The sequence below is a fragment of the Actinomadura oligospora ATCC 43269 genome (assembly GCF_000518265.1).
Lineage (GTDB): Bacteria > Actinomycetota > Actinomycetes > Streptosporangiales > Streptosporangiaceae > Spirillospora > Spirillospora oligospora.
On sequence record NZ_KI912412.1, the window covers coordinates 322,231 to 343,972 of the forward strand.

General features: G+C 70.9%; 17 protein-coding genes. 6 read left to right on the forward strand and 11 right to left on the reverse strand.

Annotated elements, in window-relative coordinates:
• Positions 1–31: 31 nt before the first annotated feature.
• A complete protein-coding gene (locus P696_RS0141510) occupies positions 32–772 on the forward strand; it encodes a hypothetical protein (RefSeq protein ID WP_026416948.1) in 741 nt (246 codons plus the stop codon).
• A gap of 123 nt (positions 773–895) precedes the next feature.
• Here the strand turns inward: P696_RS0141510 and P696_RS0141515 are convergent, their stop codons facing one another.
• The 4 genes from P696_RS0141515 to P696_RS51710 all read right to left on the reverse strand — a co-directional run bounded on the left by P696_RS0141515 (position 896) and on the right by P696_RS51710 (position 5,351).
• Complete coding sequence (locus P696_RS0141515) at positions 896–2,161, reverse strand: class I SAM-dependent methyltransferase (protein ID WP_026416949.1); 1,266 nt, start codon at positions 2,159–2,161, stop codon at positions 896–898.
• A 98-nt stretch (positions 2,162–2,259) separates the two neighbouring features.
• Positions 2,260–3,627 carry an FAD-binding oxidoreductase gene (locus P696_RS0141520; RefSeq protein ID WP_026416950.1) on the reverse strand — a complete coding sequence of 456 codons (1,368 nt, stop codon included), beginning with the start codon at positions 3,625–3,627 and terminating at the stop codon, positions 2,260–2,262.
• A 276-nt stretch (positions 3,628–3,903) separates the two neighbouring features.
• Entirely contained in the window at positions 3,904–4,422 is a 519-nt protein-coding gene (locus tag P696_RS0141525; protein WP_026416951.1) for a DUF1707 and DUF4870 domain-containing protein, read from the reverse strand.
• 278 nt (positions 4,423–4,700) lie between these two features.
• Entirely contained in the window at positions 4,701–5,351 is a 651-nt protein-coding gene (locus P696_RS51710) for a polysaccharide deacetylase family protein (RefSeq protein WP_245628015.1), read from the reverse strand.
• 310 nt (positions 5,352–5,661) lie between these two features.
• Here P696_RS51710 and P696_RS0141535 point away from each other — a divergent pair, with 310 nt between their 5' ends.
• Complete coding sequence (locus P696_RS0141535; protein WP_026416952.1) at positions 5,662–6,036, forward strand: hypothetical protein; 375 nt, start codon at positions 5,662–5,664, stop codon at positions 6,034–6,036.
• Positions 6,037–7,226: 1,190 nt separating this feature from the next.
• On the opposite strand, the gene P696_RS57745 is transcribed toward P696_RS0141535, so the two are convergent.
• The 4 genes from P696_RS57745 to P696_RS0141555 all read right to left on the reverse strand — a co-directional run bounded on the left by P696_RS57745 (position 7,227) and on the right by P696_RS0141555 (position 11,301).
• Positions 7,227–7,697 carry an Rv3235 family protein gene (locus tag P696_RS57745; RefSeq protein ID WP_026416953.1) on the reverse strand — a complete coding sequence of 157 codons (471 nt, stop codon included), beginning with the start codon at positions 7,695–7,697 and terminating at the stop codon, positions 7,227–7,229.
• Positions 7,698–8,079: 382 nt separating this feature from the next.
• The gene (locus P696_RS51715; RefSeq protein ID WP_051469093.1) at positions 8,080–9,150 is read right to left on the reverse strand and encodes a DUF4192 domain-containing protein; all 1,071 of its coding nucleotides are present in this window, start codon (positions 9,148–9,150) and stop codon (positions 8,080–8,082) included.
• Positions 9,151–9,222: 72 nt separating this feature from the next.
• Positions 9,223–10,722, reverse strand: coding sequence for a sulfatase family protein (locus P696_RS51720; RefSeq protein WP_034489642.1), 1,500 nt, complete (start codon positions 10,720–10,722; stop codon positions 9,223–9,225).
• Positions 10,723–10,800: 78 nt separating this feature from the next.
• Positions 10,801–11,301, reverse strand: coding sequence for a phosphoribosyltransferase (locus P696_RS0141555; RefSeq protein ID WP_026416954.1), 501 nt, complete (start codon positions 11,299–11,301; stop codon positions 10,801–10,803).
• Between the two features lie 234 nt (positions 11,302–11,535).
• Here P696_RS0141555 and P696_RS51725 point away from each other — a divergent pair, with 234 nt between their 5' ends.
• Complete coding sequence (locus P696_RS51725; protein WP_425394187.1) at positions 11,536–13,743, forward strand: ATP-dependent DNA helicase; 2,208 nt, start codon at positions 11,536–11,538, stop codon at positions 13,741–13,743.
• Positions 13,744–13,784: 41 nt separating this feature from the next.
• Here the strand turns inward: P696_RS51725 and P696_RS0141565 are convergent, their stop codons facing one another.
• From P696_RS0141565 to P696_RS0141575, 3 genes are all read right to left on the reverse strand, one after another.
• Positions 13,785–14,996: a pyridoxal phosphate-dependent aminotransferase gene (locus P696_RS0141565; RefSeq protein ID WP_026416955.1), complete on the reverse strand. Its 1,212-nt coding sequence runs from the start codon at positions 14,994–14,996 to the stop codon at positions 13,785–13,787.
• Positions 14,997–15,166: 170 nt separating this feature from the next.
• A complete protein-coding gene (locus P696_RS0141570; RefSeq protein WP_026416956.1) occupies positions 15,167–17,746 on the reverse strand; it encodes an ABC transporter permease in 2,580 nt (859 codons plus the stop codon).
• Positions 17,743–18,516, reverse strand: a complete 774-nt coding sequence (locus tag P696_RS0141575; RefSeq protein WP_034489644.1) for an ABC transporter ATP-binding protein — start codon at positions 18,514–18,516, stop codon at positions 17,743–17,745. The genes P696_RS0141570 and P696_RS0141575 overlap by 4 nt, the downstream gene beginning before the upstream one ends.
• 358 nt (positions 18,517–18,874) lie before the next feature.
• Between P696_RS0141575 and P696_RS51730 the strand changes: the two genes are divergently transcribed.
• The 3 genes from P696_RS51730 to P696_RS0141590 all read left to right on the forward strand — a co-directional run bounded on the left by P696_RS51730 (position 18,875) and on the right by P696_RS0141590 (position 21,674).
• Positions 18,875–19,627 carry a TetR/AcrR family transcriptional regulator gene (locus P696_RS51730; RefSeq protein WP_245628016.1) on the forward strand — a complete coding sequence of 251 codons (753 nt, stop codon included), beginning with the start codon at positions 18,875–18,877 and terminating at the stop codon, positions 19,625–19,627.
• Positions 19,624–20,646, forward strand: coding sequence for an AurF N-oxygenase family protein (locus tag P696_RS51735; RefSeq protein ID WP_051469098.1), 1,023 nt, complete (start codon positions 19,624–19,626; stop codon positions 20,644–20,646). Before P696_RS51730 ends, P696_RS51735 begins: the two co-directional genes overlap by 4 nt.
• 203 nt (positions 20,647–20,849) lie before the next feature.
• On the forward strand, positions 20,850–21,674 hold the full coding sequence (locus tag P696_RS0141590; RefSeq protein ID WP_026416958.1) for an SDR family NAD(P)-dependent oxidoreductase: 825 nt from the start codon (positions 20,850–20,852) through the stop codon (positions 21,672–21,674).
• Positions 21,675–21,742 lie beyond the last annotated feature (68 nt).

Here is a 21,742-nt window from a genome sequence, read left to right on the forward strand (position 1 = left end):
GCACCCCCTTTCCGGCGAGAGGATCTGCCCGATGGCACGTCGCGCGATCGCATCCGTAGCCGTCGCCCTGGGAGCGGCACTGACCCTGTCCGGCTGCCTCGGCGACTCCAAGTCCGACGCGGGCTCGGACCCGGTCACCCCGGGCACCGCGTCGCCCGCCGCGTCCTCCCCGTCCGGCGCGGGCACACCCACCGACACCGCGAGTCCGGCCGACTCGTCCTCGCCCGGGGGCGGCGCCGCGCCGACCCCGAACGGCTGGAAGACCGTCGGCGGCCCCGAGAACCAGCTCGCCCTGGCCGTCCCGCCGAACTGGACGCCGATCTCGCTCACCCCGGGCGACCTGGCCGACCGGCTCGACCAGGTCGGCATCCAGGGCGCCGACCAGGCCACGATCAAGCAGGGCCTCGCCACCCTCCAGGCGCGGAAGGCGATCTACGCCCTCGACCCCAAATCGGTCGTGGACGGCTACGCCACCAACGTCAACGGACTCTGCCAGACCACCGGCGGGATCACCCCCGACCTGCTCAAGAGCGCCGTCAACAGCGGCCTCACCCGCGTCGGCGCGACCGACGTGACCACCACCGACATGCCGATGGCCGGGCAGCAGGGCGTCCGCGCCGACTACAAGCTGCGCACCGGCGCCGGCGTCCTCGAGGGACGCCAGTACGAGGTCATCGGCCAGGACCGGCTCTGCGTCGTCACCGTCACCGCCCGCGAGGGCCGCATGCCGAGCGAGGCCGACGCCATCGCGTCCACCCTCCGCTTCACCTGACGCCCTCCCCCGAAGACGCGGCGAAGCCCGGCGCGCGGTACGACCGCACGCCGGGCTTCGCCCCTTTTCGTCAGCTGTCCGATAACTGGTTTCGGACGCCTGGCCTGGTCAGGAGGCTCCTGGTCAGGAGGCCCAGGTCGGACGCAGCGGCATGTGCGCCGCGCCCTTCTCGTCCAGCTTCACTCCGAGCGTCTGGTGCAGCTGGATCCAGTTCTGGTCGAACCCGACGACGCAGCCCGCCATGTAGACGCGCCAGACCCGGGCCGTGCCCTCGCCGACCTCGGCGACGGCCTCGTCCCAGTGGGCGTCGAGGTTGCGGCCCCAGCCCTGGAGGGTCCGCGCGTAGTGCTCGCGCAGGTTCTCCTGGTGCCGGATCTCGAAGCCCGCGTCGTTCATCCGCTGCTGGACGAAGCCGGGGCCCTCCAGCTCGCCGTCCGGGAAGACGTAGCGGTTGATGAACCCGCCGGGCCTCATCGCGGGCGCGAGGTTGTCCGGACGGGTGATGGTGTGGTTCAGCATCCGGCCGTACGGCTTGAGCTTGCCGTGCAGGAAGGCGAAGTACGCCGGGAGGTTGTCCTTGCCGATGTGCTCGGTCAGGCCGATCGAGCTCACCGCGTCGAACCCGGTCTCGGTCACGTCCCGGTAGTCCAGGTGCCGGACCTCGGCCAGGTCGGACAGGCCGCGCTCGGCGATCGCCTTCTGCGCCCACTCGGCCTGTTCCTTGGACAACGTCACGCCCAGCGCCTTGACGCCGTACTCCTTGGCGGCGTGCATGACCATGCCGCCCCAGCCGCAGCCCACGTCCAGCAGCCGCATCCCGGGCTGGAGTCCGAGCTTCTTGGCGACCAGGTCGTGCTTGAAGAACTGCGCCTCCTCAAGCGTGGCCGTCTCCGTCGGGTAACACGCGCAGGTGTACGCCATGGACGGCCCGAGCACCCATTCATAGAACGTGTTGGACACGTCGTAGTGGTGCGAGATGGCCTTGGCGTCCCGCTTCTTGGAGTGTCGCAGCCACGAGGGCACGCGGCTGAACGGCGCCTCCTGCGGCGGCGGGTCGAGACGGCGTGAGACGGCGGCGCGGAGCAGCGGATCCCGCAGCACCGCGCGCATCAGCCTCGCCTTGTCCCGCCCGCTCAGGTCCCCCATGACCCGCTGCAGCGTCGACAGCGTCTCGTACATGTCCCCGTGCACGTCGAGAAAGCCGCTGACGTAGGCACGCGCGATCCCCAGCGACCCCGGCGCGTGCACCATGTGCGACAGCGCGTACGGCGAGGTCACCTCGATCCGGATGTCGGATCCGGGGCGCCCCGCGCGCGACCCGTCGTAGGCGACGAACTCCACTGGCGCGTCAGGCCCGATCAGTTCCTCGAAGACCCTGGCCAGCGTCATTGTGATCCCTCCTGTCTCCTCGCCCCGCGCCCGACGGGACGACGGTGTCACTCACCACCGGCCCCGGGCCCGGGGCCTCCCCCCGATGCCGCGGACGATCAGCGTCCGCGCACGCACTTGTCGTAGAGATCCAGCAGCCTGGCGTCCGGGTCGTAGGTCCCCTTCAACCGCCGGTAGGTCTGCCCGTCGTAGTGCTTCCAGAACTCGTCCCGGCTGTAAAAAGCCGTCGAATAGAGGGACTTGTGACCGTCAAGCCGCGCGACCTCGCGCTCGATCATCCGGTTGTGGTACTCGGGGATCTGGCCCGGCGGAATCCGGACCGTCCCCCAGAAGCCGGCGTTGACGTAGGCGCGGCCCGCCTCGAGCGGGTACAGCGGCCAGTTCTCGCGGGCCTTGATCGGGCACAGCCAGACCGGCTTCATCCCGACCTTCTCGTGGAAGAAGTCGAGGAACGCCGGGAGGTTCTCGACCGGCACCTCGATGTCCTGGATGACGTCCTCGCGCGGACGCTTGCCACTCCACCGGTCCACGCGCGCGACGAGCTGGTAGCGGCGGTCGTAGGCGACGAGCTTGCGGTACACGTCCGAGCGCTTGTACTTGTCCGGCCACACCCGCCGGACGGTCGGGTTCTGGACGCCGAACGCGCCCGAGCACCAGAACCAGTCGGTGTCCCAGCGCCAGATGTAGTCGCGGACGGTCAGGAAGTCGACCGACCGCTGCTGGATGCTGCGGTAGTAGATCCGCTGGCCCGTGTAGTCGGAGGTGTAGGGCGCCTCGTCGGTGAAGAACCCGAGCGTGATGTACTGCTCGGCCGCCGAGAAGACCGTGCCGTCCATGAAGTCGACGGTCTCGCCCTCGTACTCGCCGGACTCGGTGATCGTGCCCATCGCGCGGGCGAGCTCCCCGGCGCTGTCGAAGCGCAGGTGCCGCAGCCGGACGAACCGCTTGACCGGGATCAGGTCGATCACGATGCGGAGCGAGTAGCCGAGCGTCCCGTAGGAGTTCGGGAACCCGTAGAACAGGTCGGAGTGCTCGTTGTCGCGGGTCGCGGTGACGATCTCACCGCCGCCGGTGAGGATGTCCAGCTCCCGGACGGCCTCGTGCGGCAGCCCCTGGCGGAACGAGGTCGACTCGACGCCGAGCCCGGTCACCGCGCCGCCGAGCGTGATCGTCTTGAGCTGGGGGACGACCGTCGGCATCAGGCCGTGCGGCAGGGTCGCGTCCACCAGGTCCTCGTAGGTGGTCATGCCCTGGACCTGCGCGGTCCGGCTCTCCGGGTCGACGCTCAGCACCCGGCCGAAGCCCGAGACGTCCAGGCCCGGCCCCTGCGCCGGGTCCCGCCAGCGGAACAGGTTCGAGGTCCTCTTCGCCAGCCGCACCGGCGACCCCTTGGGGATCGCGTCATAGGACCGGCGCAGCGCCTCGACCGCGCGCTGATGATCGTCGTTGACCGCAAGCTCCGTCATCTAGCCCCTCCCGCACACAGTAAACAGATCATCCCATGTATGTTCCACACAAATTTGGCGAGAGGGTCATCACAGGGCCGGACGGGAATAAACCACCCCATCCCGCCCACCGGCACACCCACGTTTCCGCAGGCGATACGGCCCTCGCCGCCATCAGAGACGATCGTTTCACTCGTGGCCAAGACAGGCCACCGCCCACCCCGAAGGGCCACCCGGATCGGGCAGCCGGGCGGCCTGGTGGCGTGCGCGGTGGGACTTTCGCCGTGCGGGGGCGTCCTACTTGACGAGGCGGAGGATGAACGGCGTGCGGAACGGCTGCCCGGTGAGCGCGAACACTGCCGCGACCGCCGCGACGAGCCAGGTCACCGCGTAGAGGACGGCCCCGAGCCCGAACGTCACGATCGTCACCAGCAGGATGGTCAGCTGGAAGTTCAGCGCCTCGACCGCGTGCTCCCGCACGTACGCCGACCGCTTCCCCGCCGTCAGCATCATGACCAGCGGCCCGACGAACACGGTGAAGTACCCGAGCCCGTGCGCCACCGCCGCCAGCATCCGCTCCTCGGACGTCGACGGCCCGGTGACCGCCGCCGGCGTCCGCCCCGCCGGCGCGACGGGCTGGAGGTCGAGCAGCACCGCGTCCAGGTCCCGCCGGGTCTTGGACGTCATCGCCAGATGCGTCCGCATGTCGAACTCGTCATGGTCGAGGCGCCCCTCGGCGTAGGCATCCTGAAGCCGCTCGACGACCTGCTCGCGCTCCGCGTTCGAAACCCTCAGATCCGCATACCCGCTGTCCATATCCCCATGGTGCGCCCCCGGGTCGTCCGGCCACCATCAGGGAAGTCCCTGAGCCACCCCTGAGTCGCCCCCGTCCGCATGGACCACTCCGTCCGCCCGACGTGTCCCGCCCGTCCCGGGCACCAGGTCAGGCCCGTCCGAACCGTTCCTCACAGAATTCGGGATCGAAATCGGCCAATACAGAACGGCTGCCCACGACCCTGACTTCGGGTCGTGGACAGCCGCCGGAGACCGGAACCGGACATCGGAGCGATGACGCTCAGACACCGGACGGAGGACTACCGCCTCGCGTACTTCTTCCCGGGGGTGAGGTGATTGGCGAACAGCTCGGAAACGGTCACGAAGACATACCCCTTCGCGGCGAGCCGGCTGATGATCCTCGGAACGGCGGCGACCGTCGTCGGATGGATGTCGTGCATGAGCACGATGTATCCCGGCCGCGCGTGGCCCACGACGCGACTCTCGACCGTCTTGCTGTTCCGGTCGCGCCAGTCGAGGGGGTCGACCGCCCAGATGACCTGCGGCATCCCGAGCCGCTTGGTCACCGCCGCCACCCGCGAGTTGGTCGCCCCGTAGGGCGGACGCATCAGCTTCGGCGTGAACCCGGTCGCCGCCCGGACCGCCTTCTGCGTCTTGGTGATCTCACTCGTGATCCGCGCGGTGGAGAGCCGCGACAGATCGGCGTGCGTGTAACTGTGGTTGCCGACCTCGTGCCCGGCCGCGAGCTCCTTCCGCACCATCTCCGGATGGGCCTTGACGTTCCTTCCCACCGGGAAGAACGTCGCCCGGACGTGCCGGGCGGCCAGATACTTCAAAAGCTTGCCGGTCCCCGACACCGGCCCGTCGTCGAACGTGAGCGCGATGCACTTGACCTTGCGGCAATCGATCTTCCGCGGGGGTGCGGCCACCGGCCCCCGCTGCGCGCTCACCAGCTGTGCCTGGTTCACCGTCTGCCGCGAAGCGGCCAGACCGACGTTTCCGGCCGCGACTCCGGGGGCGAGTGAACTCGCCCACCCGCAGGCCGCCGCGACGGCCATCGCCGCGGCTCCCCGTCGGACCAACGCCTGCCCCATCATGACGCCTCCCGGCGTGCCCGTTGCATTGATCATCGGAGTCCGCCAGTCTAGGCCCACCTGACGCCGTCCGCCCGGGACGCGCCGAATGTCGGGGAACGGTTATCCCCCCGGCGATCGTTGACCCCGTAATCACCCACGCACAAGAAGGAACGGACGGGACACGATGAGATTCCGAGACCGTTTCGGAATCCGCAGAAATCGCGGAACAACGGTCGCCAAGCTGGACCGCGAGGCCACCGACGCCGACATCGAGGCACTGATCGCCTTCGCCCGCTCACGCCAGGGCGTCGAGTTCTACGTGGAACCCGAGACCTTCGCCACCGACACCACCGCCGTGGCCGTCGCCACCGACGGCGAATGGACCCGCCGCCGCGTGGGCTCCCCCAAGGTCATCGGCAAGGTGGCCCGCGACCTCGGCCTTCCCATCTACGACGTCCAGATCGTCGGCTACCCGCCCCGCATGCGCGCCTGGAACGAACGCAACCGCAACCGCCGAATCGACCCCGGCGCCCCCGGGGAAGCCGTCCGCCGCCCCTAACCCGCCCCCCGAAAAAGCACAGGGCACAGGGTCAGCACGCAGCGCGGGGCGACAGGCAGCCAGGATCGGCACACAGCCGCTCAACACGACACCAAGCCACCCAACGCATAGCCCCCACACGACGCGAAGCCCCACGACGCGACCTCCCCCGCACCACGTGAAGCCCATGCACGGCATGAGGTTGTCCACACCACCTGATGCCTGCCGCACGGCGCGAAGTCGCCCGCGCGACGTAACCCGCGCGACACGACCCCCGCCGCATAACGCCACGCGCCATGACCCGCCCGCCGCGCCCCACGCTCCACGCTCCACGCTCCACGCCCCACGCCCCACGCCCCACGCCCCACGCCCCACGCGGCACGACTCCCGCGGCGTAACCCCACGCGGTATGAGCCGCCCGCCACGCCCCACGAGGCGCGACCCGCCCGGCGCGAACCTGGCGCTGTCCTCCGGACGCGCGGCGCGACCTTACGCGGCGTGATTCCAGCGGCACGACCTCGCACAGCTTGCCCGACACAGCGCGACCCCGCCCGTCACGACCCGCACAGCGCGATCCCGCGCCTCACGCCCCATGCAGGTGCGACCCCGCGCGGCATGACCTGCCAGCCACGCCCCACGCGGCGCGACCCGTGCGGCGCAACCCCACGCGGCGGGCAGTCGGGCGCACGAAGAGGAGTCGCCCACCGAGCGGTCGGCATGCGGCAGGGGGCGCGGCAGTCAGCACGACGGAGCGCAGATCCGGCATGCGAGGCAGGGGCACGGGCTACGCGCCCGATACGGAGCGGGACGACTCTCCGCAGCCGATATGAGGCGGAGACGGCGCGGGGTACGAATCGGCACAGAACACGCGCCCTGCCCAGCGCGAACCCGGCACGAGACGACGCGAACCCGGCACGGGATGGGTCTGCGCGGTGCTGGGTCGGCACAGGACACAGGGCACGGAGTCGGCCCGCGGCGCGGATCCAGGATGGTGCGGGCGTAGAGCGCGGCATGGAGTGCAGGGGCGCTGTGGAGGGGGATGCAGCGCGAGGCGGAGACTAGGACACGCATCCAGAGCGCGGGGCCGATGGCGCTTCTGGTTGGGGCCTTTGGGTGGAGCTGGGCGGGGTCAGTGCCAGCTTCACTCATAGCCTTGGGCTACCCCGGTGACGGTCGCCCTTCTTGGATGCTTCTGGTGGGTGGCTGTGGGATCACCTCCGATGCTCACGTGCGTTGGTCGGCTTGTGGCTGGTGCGAGGACGGTCCGGGACCGCGTTGGGGTCGAGTGCGGTGGTCTCGAGCTCGGTACAGCGCCAGCGGCCGTGACGGAGCTCCATGCGGATGGCGAGGGCATGCACCCGGCCCCGGAACAGAACCACAGCGCCGCCCTCGGCCGCGCGCTCGCCCGGCTGCTGCACCCAGCACGACAGGACCTGCGGCACCGCCACCGGCCCCGACACAGCCGCCTCCTGGTGTCCGAGCACCTCCTTCCCGGCCAGGGCCTCGAGCAGCAGGTGGACGACCTGGGCCGCCACCTGCCGTGCCCCGACCGCGGACGGCTCGCCGCCCCCGGGCAGGACCCGCAGCGGCACCCGGCTCGGTGCCGCCACCACGTCCAACGCCAGGTTCCCCGCCGTGGCCGAAGCCCCGTTCTTGCCGCACCGGACGTCGCGTCCACCCATGTCTGCCTCCCGCAAGAAATCGCTGATGTGAAAAGGAGGCGGCACCCCCGTCCCTTGATGCGTTCTGGCCACGTACGGCCATTTCCGTAACACCCACCCCGCCGACCCGCGGGCGATTTGATGCCTCTACACCCGTTTTTGCCCCCTGGCGACAGTCCCGTTGAAGGGTGGGCATCTCGTGGGAGGACGGCTTCGGGATGCCTTCGTGGGCCGAGGGGCGGGGGCGCGGCGGGTGCCGGGGCTGCTCGAGCTTCGTGCTGTGGTGGGTGGTCTGGTTCTGCTCCTCTCTGACGTGGGTGGTGGACGCGAGCTTGGGTGCTCGCCGTCCAAGGGGGGTGGTGGTGGGTGGGTTCGGAGAAAGCCGATCTTGGGGCGTGGGTGGTTACGGGGGCGGGGCGCGGGTGGGTGAGGGTGGCTGCGGGGGCGTGTCGTGGGGCGGGGTGCGGGCGTTGTAGAGGCTGGCCAGGTCTTCGGGGGTCAGTTTGAGGCGGGCCTTCTTGGGTGGGACGCCCAGGGCGATGATCGTGCGGATGAGGGCGGCCATGGAGTAGGTGGGGTCGGCTTCATCGGCTCGGTCGAGGGCCACGTTGGCGAGGCCGCCCTCGCCGGTCGTGTAGGCGAGGAAGGCCAGCAGGGAGGCCGGGGCGGCGGCGTGGCGAGGGTCGGTCCGGCGGAGGACGGCGCTCCAGAGTTCGAGGTCCTGACGAGGGGTGTACTGGGTGAGGCGGACCCAGATCTCGTCGCGGACGCGGAGGTCGGTCATCAGGACGGACAGCAGGGCGGCGTCGGCGTTGGTGGGTGGGTTCTCGGACGCGCGGAGGGCCTCCAGGAGTTCGATGGCCTCCTTGGTCATGCGGACGGTCAGGGCCTCGGAGCTCGGCTCCTCCTGGGCCCACCGGTGGACGCGGGCCTCGGCCTGGAGGGTCGCTCGGCGGACGGCGGACTGGGCGTTGCCCTTCGGCGCCGCCACCGAGCGGCGCAACTCTTCGCGGTCGGTGAGGGCGGTGTGCCCGGCGTAGGCCGCGGTGGCCGCGAGCTGGGTGGTGGACGTGTCGAAGGCGCGGCCCTCAGGCGGGCAGCACTTGTCCAGGCAGGTGAGGGACCACCAGCGATCACCCGCCACGCGCATGGCCTCGATGATGCGGACACCAGAGGCCGCCAGTGCCTCCCAGACGGCGGACGCGGCGACGGTCACCGGGGCGCGCGGGCCGTAGCCGACGATGAGGGCGCTGCGGAAGCCGTTGCGGCCGACCACCATCGTGATCTGCTCGGCCATCCGTGGGACGCAGGACGGGTCGGGCGGTAAGTCGACCCGGACGGCGCAGGTGTTCTCAGGGCCGTCGAAGCCCAGCACGACGAGGCTGTCGGCCGGGTGGAATCCGAGCAGGTACGGGACGGCGGCGAGGGCGTCGTCGGGGGTCCGGATCACCAGACGGGTGGTTTCGTTGGTCATGGTTCGACCTTCGCCGACCGAACCCGCAGTCCTCCAGCCACCCGAACAACTGTGGAAAACCCGTGGGGTTCGTTAGCCGCGGTCCACGAACCGGCAGGTCGCGCCTCTGCAAGCCCGGAATCGCATCAGCCAGGACGACATCCGGTGGACGAAGGCCGGTTGGGCGTCCCCTATCGCGTTGTGGAGTTCGTACGGGTCCTTCGCCAGGTCGAAAAGCTGGCGTTCCCCCGCCTTGTACTCGACGTAGGTGTTGCGTTCGGTGCGTAGGGCGGCGTAGCTGGGCGGTAGTGGGCACGCACGAATATGGGACGGTCGGCTGTCGCAGTCCGGGCCTTCGGGGTGTGTGCTGGGGTGTCCGGCAAAGAACTCGACCAAGAGCGCCTTTCGCCAGTCCGAGGGACGGCGTCCTTTAAGGATCGGGAGTAGCGAGCGTCCCTCCGCGCACGAGGGAAGAGTGGATCCGGCAAGGTTCGTGAACGTCGGGGCCAAGTCGACCGTCCCGGCCAATGCGGATGTGCTCGTCCCGGGCCGGACCCCTGGGCCACGCACCAGAGCAGGCACGCGGATGTCTTCCTCATAGGGCGTTGTCTTGCCCGGCCAAAGCCGGTGCTGTCCCATGTGGAAGCCGTTGTCGGACGTGAAGAACAGGTAGGTGTCGTCCAGGCGCCCAGTCTCGCGGAGGGTGCGCATCAGGGTGCCGACCATGTCATCCACAGAAAGCATGGAGCGGAGGCGGTTCCGGTGGATGCGGTCCCCCCGGTTGACTGCGGCATTGCCAACAGGGCCCAACTGGCGCAGCCATCGAGGTTGGGGCCCGCTGCCCACGCGGTCGAAGGACGGAGGTCGAGGAGCCTTCGCGTTCGGAAAGGCCGATGCGTGGCGTGCGGTGAACGCGGCCGGCATGTGCGGCGCGATGGGCGCCAGGTAAAGGAAGAACGGTTTGTTACGCGGAGCCGTCCTGATGAAGGACGCTCCCTTGTCCGCGAGGACGTCGTCCAGATGGCCTTGGTGGTAGGCGTTGACGCGGCCGTTCTCGACCAGACGAAAGTCGTGCTGCTGGTACATGTGGTGCGGTGCAGGGACGTGCCAGTCGTCCCAGCCCGGAGGCACGTAACCCTTGGGCCCCTTGGCTGGGTAGCCGTTCAGGTACTTGCCTATGAGGGACGTCCGGTAACCGGCGCCATGCATCCAGGTACCAAGTGTCTCCCCGTCTTCGCCGTTGGAGTGGAAACGGCCGTAACCGCCGTCCGGCGGGGTGTTGGTACGGATGTCGTGGCTGTGCACGTACTGCGAGCGCAGAATCGTCGCCCGTGATGGGCAGCACCAAGAGTCCGAAACGATGAAGTTGCGAAGCGTGGCGCCTTCTCGGGCCAGCCTGGCGAGATTCGGGAAATTGCCCATGTCCGCTGTGGCCAGGTCATCCGCGAGCACCAGGATGATGTTCGGACGCCGTTCGCCGACGCCGCCCCCAACAGCGCTCATGCCGATGTGCGGCTCCGTCGAGGCCAGGGTGGCCGGAATCGCCGCGACCAGGTACGCCAGGACGATCAGCAACGGGCGGCGGGACTTCAAGGACGCTCCTGGCGGGCCGGATCCAGCAGAGGGATCCAGCCAACCAAGGACCGTTCCGGATCGTGCCGGACCTTGCCGTCAGGCGTCCAAGACCTGATCGTCCCGTTGCACGACGGGAGGCAGAGTGGACCAGGGGAAGTTGATCCAGCGGTCGGTGTGCCGCCACACGTACTCGCACTTCACGGTCGAGTGCGGCTTCTCGTAGACGACGGCGCAGCGGACGTCGGCGACGTGGTCGGCACAGAAGTCCCGGACGAGCTTGAGGGTCGCGCCGGTGTCGGCGACGTCGTCGGCCACCAGCACGCGCGCGCCCGAGAGGTCCACCGGGGCGGGCACGGGCGGGAGCATGACCGGCATGTCGAGGCGCTGGTCCACGCCGGTGTAGAACTCGACGTTCATGACGTGCAGGTTCTTGACGTCCAGGGCGTAGCCGAGGGCTCCGGCCACGAACAGGCCCCCGCGCGCGATCGACAGGATCAGGTCCGGCCGGTATCCGCTCTCGGCGACCATGGTGGCCAGGTCACGGCTGGCGGTGCCGAACAGTTCCCAGGTCAGGACTTCTCTTTCAGCTTCAGACACAGATGTATCTTCGCGGACGCACCGGACCGCTCCGTCCCAGGGGGCGCCAGAGGGGCGAAAGTCCATGTCACACGGCTTCCGACACGCCCATGACCGACCGAGGCGTGTGATGGGCGCAAGTCCCGACAGCATGCGCGCCAACAAAAGTGATCCAGGTCACGCACTCTCCATGAGGTGGCTGAGCACGCCGGCTTGGCCGCGAGCACGCCGGACGGAGGGGTAGCGTTGGGCGACGTGCCCGCCCCTGATCTCCTCTCCGCCTCCGCCGACACCGACGCCGAGTCTTTGGCCGGTTCCGCGCGTCCCGCATCGACCGGACGCGTGCCCGACACGGCGACGCTGCTCGCCGCCGCCGTCCAGGCCATCGGCGGGGCCGAGCGGCCCGGTCAGGTCACCATGGCGGAGGCCGTCGAGCAGGCGCTCGACGGCGGCGAGCATCTGGCCGCTCAGGCCGGCACGGGCACCGGAAAGTCACTGGCGTACCTGATCCCGGCGATCCGGCACGCGGTCACCAAGGGCCGGACCGTGGTGGTCTCGACCGCGACGATCGCGCTCCAGCGGCAGCTCGTCGACCGCGACCTCCCGCGCCTCGCCGAGGCCCTCCGCCCGCATCTCGGCACCGAGCTGAAGTTCGCGATCCTCAAGGGCCGCCGCAACTACCTGTGCCTGCACCGCGTCCAGACCGGCGTCCCGGACGAGCAGGAGGAGGACCACAGCCTCTTCGACCCGCAGCAGCTGTCGGTCCTCGGCCGCCAGGTCAAACGCCTGAACGAGTGGGCGGACGAGACCCGGACGGGCGACCGCGACGAGCTCGTCCCCGGCGTGACCGAGCAGGCGTGGCGGCAGGTCGCGGTCACGGCGAAGGAGTGCCTGGGAGCCACGCGCTGCCCGCAGGGAACCGAATGCTTCGCTGAGCTCGCGCGCGCGCAGGCGGGCGAGGCACACATCGTCGTCACCAACCACGCGCTGCTCGCGATCGACGCCCTGGAGGAGTTCCAGGTCCTTCCCGAGCACGACGTCGTGATCGTGGACGAGGCCCACGAACTGGTCGACCGCGTCACGGCGGTGGCGACCGGCGACATCTCGGCGGCGGCTGTGGACACCGCCGCGCGGCGCTGTGGACGCCTCATCGAAGAGGGCGTCGCCGACCGTCTCAAGGGTTCGGCCGAAGACTTGACCCTCCTCCTAGAGGAATTCCCCGCAGGACGCCTGGACGTCCTGCCCGATGCCCTCGGCAATGCGCTGGCCGTTGTCCGGGACGCCGCTCACGCCTGCCTCACAGCGATCGGCCCGGAGAAGAAGGAACTGGACCCTGCCGACGCGGGCGCGCGTAAGGCGGCACGCTCGGCGCTCGAGGATCTGCACGACACGTCCGTCCGGCTGTTGGAGTCCTACCAGGTCGAGATCGCCTCGCGGAACGAGGTCGTCTGGCTGGAGAAGCCGTTCGTCCAGGACGGACGTCCGAAGCGTCCGCCGACACTGCACGTGGCGCCGATCGGTGTGGGCGGGCTCCTGCGCACAACCCTTTTCGAGCAGCGCACGGCCGTCCTCACGTCCGCCACGCTCACCCTGGGCGGATCGTTCGAACCGCTGGCGCGGCAATGGGGTTTGCCTCCGCTTGACGTCCCGCCCGCGCGCGACGCCAAAGCCGACCCGGCCGAGGACAAGGCGAAGACCAAGGACAAGAAGGAACTGCCCTGGTCGGGCATCGACGTGGGCTCGCCCTTCGACCACCCGCGTTCGGGCATCCTCTACGTTGCGCGCCACTTGCCGCAGCCCGGACGCGACGGCCTCCCCGACGCCTACCTGACCGAGATCACCGAGCTCATCGAGGCCGCCGGAGGCCGCACGCTCGGCCTGTTCTCGTCGATGCGGGCCGCCCGCCAGGCCGCCGACGAGCTGAAGGACCACCTGTCGCACCCGCTGCTCTGCCAGGGCGAGGACTCCACGTCCCTGCTGGTCAAGCAGTTCGCCGAGGACGAGCGGACCTGCCTGTTCGGCACCCTGTCGCTCTGGCAGGGCGTGGACGTGCCGGGGCCGTCGCTCCAGCTCGTCATCATGGACCGCATCCCCTTCCCGCGTCCGGACGACCCGGTGGCGTCGGCCAGGCAGCGCGCGGTCGCGGCGCGCGGCGGCAACGGCTTCATGGCGGTCGCGGCGACGCACGCCGCCCTCCTGCTGGCGCAGGGCGCGGGCCGCCTCCTGCGCGCGATGGACGACCGGGGCGTCGTGGCCGTCCTCGACCCGCGGCTCGCGACCGCGCGCTACGGCGGCTTCCTGAAGACGTCTCTGCCGCCGTTCTGGGCCACGACCGATCCGGAGACCGTCCGGGGCGCGCTCCGCCGCCTCGACGAGGCCGCAGGGGCCTCCAAGACGGCAGAGGCGGCCGAAGCCGCAGGGACGGCAGAGGCCGCAAAGGAGAGCGGGCAGGAAGCCGAGTGAGTTCTCAGCCTCCCGCCCGCCACGGAAGTCGCACCTGAAGGTCAGGGACGGTAGGTCGTGAGGAAGTCACCGATCCGCCCGATCGCCTCTTCCAGGTCGTCCGCGTACTGAAGCGTGACGATCCGGAAGTGGTCGGGCGTCGGCCAGTTGAAGCCAGTCCCCTGCACGACCAGGATGTTCTGCTGCTCCAGCAGGTCGAACGCGAACCGCACGTCGTCCTTGACCGGGTACATCTCGGGGTCGAGCCGCGGGAACACGTAGAGCGCCCCCTCGGGCCGGACGCAGCTCACGCCCGGGATCTGGTTCAGCATCGCCGCGGCCCGCTCGCGCTGCTCGCCGAGGCGGCCGGTCGGCAGGACGAGCTCGTCGATGCTCTGGTACCCGCCGAGCGCCGCCTGCACGGCGTACTGCGCCGGGACGTTCGGGCACAGCCGCATGTTCGCGAGGATGTCGAGGCCCTCGATGTAGGACTCGGCGTGCTCCTTCGGACCGGAAAGGATCAGCCAGCCGGACCGGAACCCGGCCACCCGGTAGTTCTTCGACAGCCCGCCGAAGGTCAGGCACAGCAGGTCGGGGGCCAGCGAGGCGATCGAGGTGTGCTTCGCGCCGTCGTACAGGATCCGGTCGTAGATCTCGTCGGCGAAGATCAGCAGGCCGTGCCGGCGGGCCAGCTCGGTGATCTCGAGCAGCACCTCGCGCGGGTAGACCGCGCCGGTCGGGTTGTTCGGGTTGATGATCACGATCGCGCGGGTGCGGTCGGTGATCTTGGCCTCCATGTCGGCCAGGTCCGGCGCCCAGCCCGCCGCCTCGTCGCACCGGTAGTGCACCGGGACGCCGCCGGACAGCGAGGTCGCGGCCGTCCACAGGGGGTAGTCGGGGGTGGGGATGAGCACCTGGTCACCGTCGTCGAGCAGCGCCTGGAGCGTCATCACGATCAGCTCGGAGACGCCGTTGCCCAGGTAGACGTCCTCGACGTCCACGCCCTCGATGCCGGCCTCCTCGCACCGCTGGACCACGGCGCGGCGGGCGGGCAGGATGCCCTTGGAGTCGCTGTACCCGTGCGCCTCCGGCAGGTTGCGGATCATGTCCTGCAGCAGCTCGGGCGGAGCCTCGAAGCCGAACGGGGCGGGGTTGCCGATGTGCAGCTTGAGGATCCGGTTCCCCTGCGCCTCGAGTTCCTTGGCGCGCTTCAGAACCGGACCCCGGATGTCGTAACAGACGTTCGCGAGCTTGGCCGACTGGTTGACCTGCATTGCCACAGCCTATCCAGGCAAATCGCGCATCCTACGCCGCACCGGCCCCTAACGCGATCCACCTCCCCAGCGCGGACGGCCGCCCCGGCGCGGGCCGCACGTCTCCCGCGCGCACGAGGGCATAGCGTCGTCCGCCCCGGACGGGCCAGGACGGACGACGCGTCCAGCCTTCAGGATGAGGCCACAGCGGTGAGCGCGGGCAGTTTCGCCGCGCGCCGGGCCGGTCGCAGCGCCGCCAAGACGCCCGCGACCGCACCGACCAGCAAGATCACCACCAGCGGGACGGCCGGGACGGAGAACGGGTTCGACAGCGCGCTGACCAGGGCCCATCCAAGGAAGAGGCCGAGTCCCGCGCCGCCCACCGTGCCGAACAGCGACACGATCAGCGACTCCCAGCGGATCATCGCCCGCACCTGCCGCCGGGTCGCGCCGACCGCGCGGAGCAGCCCCAGCTCACGCGTCCGCTCATGGACCGACAGGGCGAGCGTGTTCGCGATCCCGAGCAGGGCGATCACGATCGCGAGGGCCAGCATCACGTACACGATCCCGAGGAACGCGTTCATCTGCTCGGTCTGGGCAGCGACGTACTCCGACCGGTTCTGGACATCCGGCGCGCCGTACGGCCGGGCGAGCGAGGTCAGCGCCGCCCGCGCGTCGCCCTCGGACACGCCCTGCTTCGGCAGGGCGAACGCCGCGACGTCGAGCGGACGCCGGTTGTGCTCCGCCCAGACCGTCCGCGGGACGAGGTAGTCCCCGGCCAGGTCGGTCCGCTTGAAGATCGCCCCGACCGTCATCGGCACACGCGACCCGTCCGAGAACGTCACCGGGACCGTCGCCCCGACACGCCATTTCCGCTGGTCAGCCACCTTCTTCCCCACTGCCAGCACCGCCGGCCCCCGCCCCGACGCCCCGCCCGCCGGCCCAGACACACCACCGCTGGACGTGCTTCCACCTGCGGGATCGGCGGGGAGGGTGCCGGACGTCACGTCCAGGCGCAGGACGCGCGCGAGTGCCGCCGGATCGGTGACGCCGAGCGTGGCGGCGTGCCCGTCCACGCGGGCGGCGCCCTTCCCGAGGCCCACGGCGGCCGAGATCTGGGGCAAGGACGCGGCGCGCGGCGCCAGGGACGGCTCGAACCCGCCGGTCGCGTTGCCTCCGCCGTTCACGACCAGGCCGGAGCGGAACGAGCCCGCCACTCCGTCGGCCAGGGACGCGCGGAGCGACCCGGCGAAGACGGTCAGCAGCGTCACCACGCCGACGCCGATCATCAGCGCGGTCGCGGCGCCCGCGGTGCGGCGCGGGGAGCGGACGGCGTTCTCGCGGGCGAGCCGTCCGGGCACGCCGCGAAGCCTGGCCGCGGGCATGCCGATGAGAGCCGCGGCCGGACGGGCCACGACCGGGCCCAGCGCCACCATCGCGGCCATCGTCATCAGCGCGCCGACGCCACCCCACGCCCCGCGCCCGACGACCGAGCCGAAGACCGCGGCCCCGATCCCGACGGCCATCACCACCGAGCCCACGATGACACGCGCCTCCGACATTCCCGCGGGCTCGGCCGCCGACTCCCGCATCGCGGCGATCGGCGGGATCCGCGCGGCCCGGACGGCCGGCCCGAGCACCGCCGCCAGCGTGACGGCCAGCCCGACCGGCGCGGCGATCAGCAGCGTCCGCGCGGTGACCACGACGCCCTGCGCGTCCAGGCCCATGCCGAACCCGCTGAACAGCAGTTTCAGCAGGGCCGCGCAGCCGATGCCGCCCGCGAGCCCGGCGGCGGTGGCGAGCCCGCCGACGACCAGGGCCTCCGCGCCGACGAGCCCGGCGAGCTGGCGGCGGCTCGCGCCGACCGCGCGCAGCAGCGCCGACTCGCGCGTCCGCTGGGCCAGCGTGATCGCGAACGTGTTGTGGATGGAGAACGCGGCGACCAGCAGCGCGACCGCCCCGAACCCGCCGAGCGCCGTCTGGAACACCTTCAGGAATCCGTCGCGGACCTCCCCGATCCCCTCCTCGACCAGCGCCTTCCCGGTGATCGCCTCGGTCCCGGCGGGCAGCGCGCGGGAGACGCGCGCGGCGAGTTCCCCCTGCCCGACGCCGGGGGCCGCACCCAGGGCCACCCCGGTCAGGCGACCGGTGCCGTGCGCCACGTGCCGCTGCGCGCCCTCCAGGCTGAACGCGGTGAACGCGGTCTCGCCGAAGGCCGGGTCCTTGCCGAACATGCTGATCCCGACGACGGTCACCGGCACCCGTTCGGGCGTGAGGACGAAGGTCCGGTCGCCGACGCGCAGTTCCCCGTCGTCCGCGGCCCGCTTGTTGATCACGACCTCGTCGGGCGCGCGCGGCGCACGCCCCTGCCCGATCCGGTAGGCGTTGAGCTTCGGGTCCTCGATCCAGTTCCCCGCGACGCGCGGCCCGCGCGCGGCGATGACCTTCCCGTCGCGGCCGAGCGTCTGTCCGGATCCCTGGATCACCGGCTGCGCGTCCGCGACGCCCGGCACGCCCTTCACCCTGACCAGGACGGACCCGTCGATCTCGCCCGGCAGCTCTCCCGGCGAATCGCTGACCTGCGTCCCGTTCCGGACCATCACGTCGGTCTCGCCGTAGGCGTTCGCGAAGTACCGGTCGATCGAGCGCGAGAGGGTGTCGCCGAGCGCGAGCGTCCCGGTGAGGAAGGCGACGCCGAGGAACACCGCGACCAGGGACGACGCGAGGCGGCGCCGCCGTCCCCACAGCTCCCGGACGGCCATCCCGATCATGCCGCACCGCCCAGGTCGCGCATGCGGTCCAGGACGCGGGCGGGGGTCGGGGCGTCCATCACGTCGACGATCCGCCCGTCGGCGAGGTAGACCACCGAGTCGGCGTGCGCGGCGGCGGCCGGGTCGTGGGTGACCATCGCGACGGTCTGCCCGAGGTCGTCCACGGACCGGCGGAGCAGCCCGAGGACCTCCGTGCCGGTGCGCGAGTCGAGGTTGCCCGTCGGCTCGTCGGCGAACACGATCTCGGGACGGGTGATCAGCGCCCGGGCCAGCGCGACCCGCTGCTGCTGCCCGCCGGACAGCTGCGAGGGACGGTGTCCGAGCCGTTCACCGAGGCCGAGCGTCCGGACGACGGTGTCGAACCACTCCCCGTCCGGTTTCGTCCCGGCGAGCGTGGTCGGCAGCAGGATGTTGTCCCGCGCGGTCAGCGTCGGCAGCAGGTTGAACGCCTGGAACACGAAGCCGACGCGTTCCCGGCGCATCCGGGTCAGCTTCGCGTCCGGCAGCGCGCCGAGGTCGACCCCGCCGACGAACACCCGCCCGGACGTCGGCGCGTCCAGGCCCGCCACGCAGTGCATCAGCGTCGACTTGCCCGCGCCGGACGGCCCCATGATCGCCGTGAACCGGCCGCCGGGCAGCGTCACGCTCACCTCGTCCAGCGCCCGGACGGCGGTCGAGCCCGTCCCGTACACCTTGGTCAGCCGCTCGGTCCGCGCCCCACCGTCCCCGCCAGACACCCCGCCCGGCGCCCCGCCGACCCCGCTCCGCACACCGCCCTCCCTGCTCAGCGCCCCGCCATCCCCGCTCCGCGTACCACCCGCACCGGTCCGCGCACCCTCCTCGCCGGTCCTCCCGGTCACCGCGCCACCGCCCGGCGCGTCCGTGTGCTTCCCTCTGTTCGTCATGGCGTCGATGCTCCGCGCGGACGCCCCCCCGCGTCGTCCGGCTGGGAGCGGCTTTCGACATGCACCCAGCGCAGCAGGCCGGGCGTCCGCGTACCGCGCAGGGCGTACGTCTCCGCCTACCGCGCCCGGCGTACATGATCAATTGAACGCGATGTCCAATTGTGATGCGGGCAACATACAAGCAGGCTTGATTGCTTGTAAGTGCGTCCGTACCGTCGAGGACGTGTCAGTAAGTACTCGCCGACGCCACTCGCGCCGCAGGTCCGGGGATCGCCGGACCCAGGAGGAGCGCCGCTCCCGGACGCAGGCGCGCCTGCTCGACGCCACCATGGAGTGCCTGGCCGACCTCGGCTGGTCGGGCACGTCCACGACCGAGGTGGCGCGCCGGGCGGGCGTGTCCCGGGGCGCCCAGCAGCACCACTACCCGACCAAGATGGTCCTGGTGGCGGCCGCGCTCGAGCACCTCCTGGAACGGCAGCGGCTCGCCTACGAGACCGCGTTCGCGGTGCTGCCGCCCGAGCGGCGCAACGTGGAGGGCGCGCTCGACCTGCTCTGGGAGGTGTTCCGGGGCCGTCCGGCCCGGGCGCTGCTGGAGCTCACGGTCGCCGCGCGCACCGACGACGAGCTGCGCCCGATCTGCCGCGACCTGAACGAGCGCATCCTGCAGGTCATCCTGGAGACGTTCGGACGCCTCTTCCCGACGACCAACATGCCGGACGACGCCGTACCGACCATGCTGCGCGGCGTGTTCGCGATGTTCGTCGGCCTGTCGGTCCAGCACGCGCTGGACGGCGACGCCGAGGGCCACCAGAAGGCCGTCCTCGCGCAGGTCAAGAGCATCGCCACCCTGATCATCCCCGCCCCGCCCACCGCGGGCGCCGCCGCCGCTCCGGACGCCTCCGCCACGGCGGACGCCCCGCCCGACCCCGACTCGGGAAGCACCGTCCCCCTGACCCCCGAGGGAGCACGACCATGACCAAGGCCCCCACCGACCTGGCCGAGGAAGTCCGCGAGCAGGTCAAGGACCGCAGGTCCTACCTGGGCGTCATCGACCGCCTGAACAGGGCGTCGGTGGACAAGCACTGGGAGGCGTACCGGGACATCCCCTGGGACGACCCGGACTTCCAGGTCGACCGGAACGACCCCCGGTTCGTGCTGCCGGACTTCGACCGCCTCGGCCGGACGCAGTGGTACCGGTCGCAGCCGCCGGAGGTCCAGGCGCAGATCGGGCTCTGGCGGGTCGCGACGGCCATGAAGATCGGCCTGCAGTTCGAGAACCTGCTGAAGCGCGGCCTGCTGAACTTCGCCTACTGGCTCCCGAACGGCCGTCCGGAGTTCCGGTACGTCTACCACGAGACGACCGAGGAATGTCATCACGGGATGATGTTCCAGGAGTTCGTGAACCGGACGAAGCTCCCGATCAAGGGCATGCCGAAGTCGCTCACGGTCGTCGCGCAGGCGGCCCCCTGGATCCCGCTGATCAGCACCGAGATGTTCTTCATCTTCGTCCTCGGCGGCGAGGACCCGATCGACTACGTGCAGCGCAAGTCACTCAAGGGCGGGCACATCAAGCACCCGCTCGAAGAGACGATCATGCGGATCCACATCGCCGAGGAGGCCCGGCACATCTCGTTCGCCCGGCACTACCTCAAGCACCGGATCCCGTCGATGCCGAAGGCGCGCCGCCGCGTCCTCGGTGTCGCGACCCCGATCGTGCTGGGCGTGATGGCGCGGATCATGCTGTCCCCGCCCGGCCCGATGGTGCGGCACTTCGACATCCCGAAGGACGTCGTCCGCGAGGCGTACCGGAGCCCGGTCGCGAAGGCGGAGATCGCCAACTCGGTCGGCAAGATCCGCGACCTGATGGCCGAGCTGGACGTCGTCACCCCGGTGAACAAGCTGATCTGGAAGGCGTTCGGCATCTGGGACGAGCCGGGACACCGCCGTCCGCTCCCGGACGAGAAGCCGTCCGGCCGCACCGCCAAGGCGTCCTGACCCGGACCCCGGCCTCCCCCGCCGGACGGTCATGCCGGGGCCGCGCGCGGCGGTCCGCGGCGGCTGGCTAGACTGCCCGGACACACTATTGAACCATCCATCCAATTAGCCACCGCGGGACCGGCCGCACTCCCCCTCAGGCCGGTCCCGCGGCCCGCGCACCCCCGGCCCCCGAGCCCCAGACATCGAGCGGAGCAGCGACGATGAGCATTGCGATCGTGACCGGCGGCGCGTCCGGCATCGGACGGGCGATCGCCACCGCCCTGGTGGCCCGCGGCGACACCGTCGTGGTCACCGACATCAACACCGAGGGCGCCGAGCACGTCGCCGGACGGCTGAACACCCTCGGCCGGGGCAAGGCCACGGCCGCCCGCCTCGACGTCACCGACGCCGCCGCCGTCACCGAGCTCTACCAGGGCGTCAGGGCCGAGCACGGCAGGCTCGACCTGGTCTTCAACAACGCGGGCATCGCCATCGGCGGCCTCGCCGAGGAGCTGACCCTCGACCACTGGAACCGGGCGATCGACATCAACCTCAAGGGCGTCGTGCACGGCGTCCACGCGGCCTACCCGATCATGCTCGAGCAGGGCTCCGGCCACATCGTCAACACCGCCTCGCTCGCCGGACTCGTCCCGATGCCCATCGGCATCCCCTACACCGCGACCAAGCACGCCGTCGTCGGCCTCTCCCTCGGCCTGCGCGCCGAGGCCGCCACCCGCGGCGTCAGGGTCAGCGTCGTCTGCCCGTCCTTCGTCGACACCCCGCTGCTCACCAACGTCAACCCCGACCTCCCCGCGACGCCCATGTCCGGTGACGCCAAGGCCGATATCCAGAAGGCGTCCCCCCGCCTCTACACCGCCGAGAAGCTGGCCCGCGACATCATCCGCGGCGTCCAGCGGAACCAGGCCCTCATCGTCGCCCCCGCGTCCGGCCGGGCCGCCTGGCGCGGCGCCCGCCTCAACCCCGCCGCCGCCGTCCGCGTCGCCCAGATCGCCGTCAGCCGCGTCCGCGCCGACCGAAAGCACTAATCCGTCCCCGACGGACGCTCCTGCCCAACCCCCGCGCACACGGGCACGCCCCGCAGCCGGTCACGAGG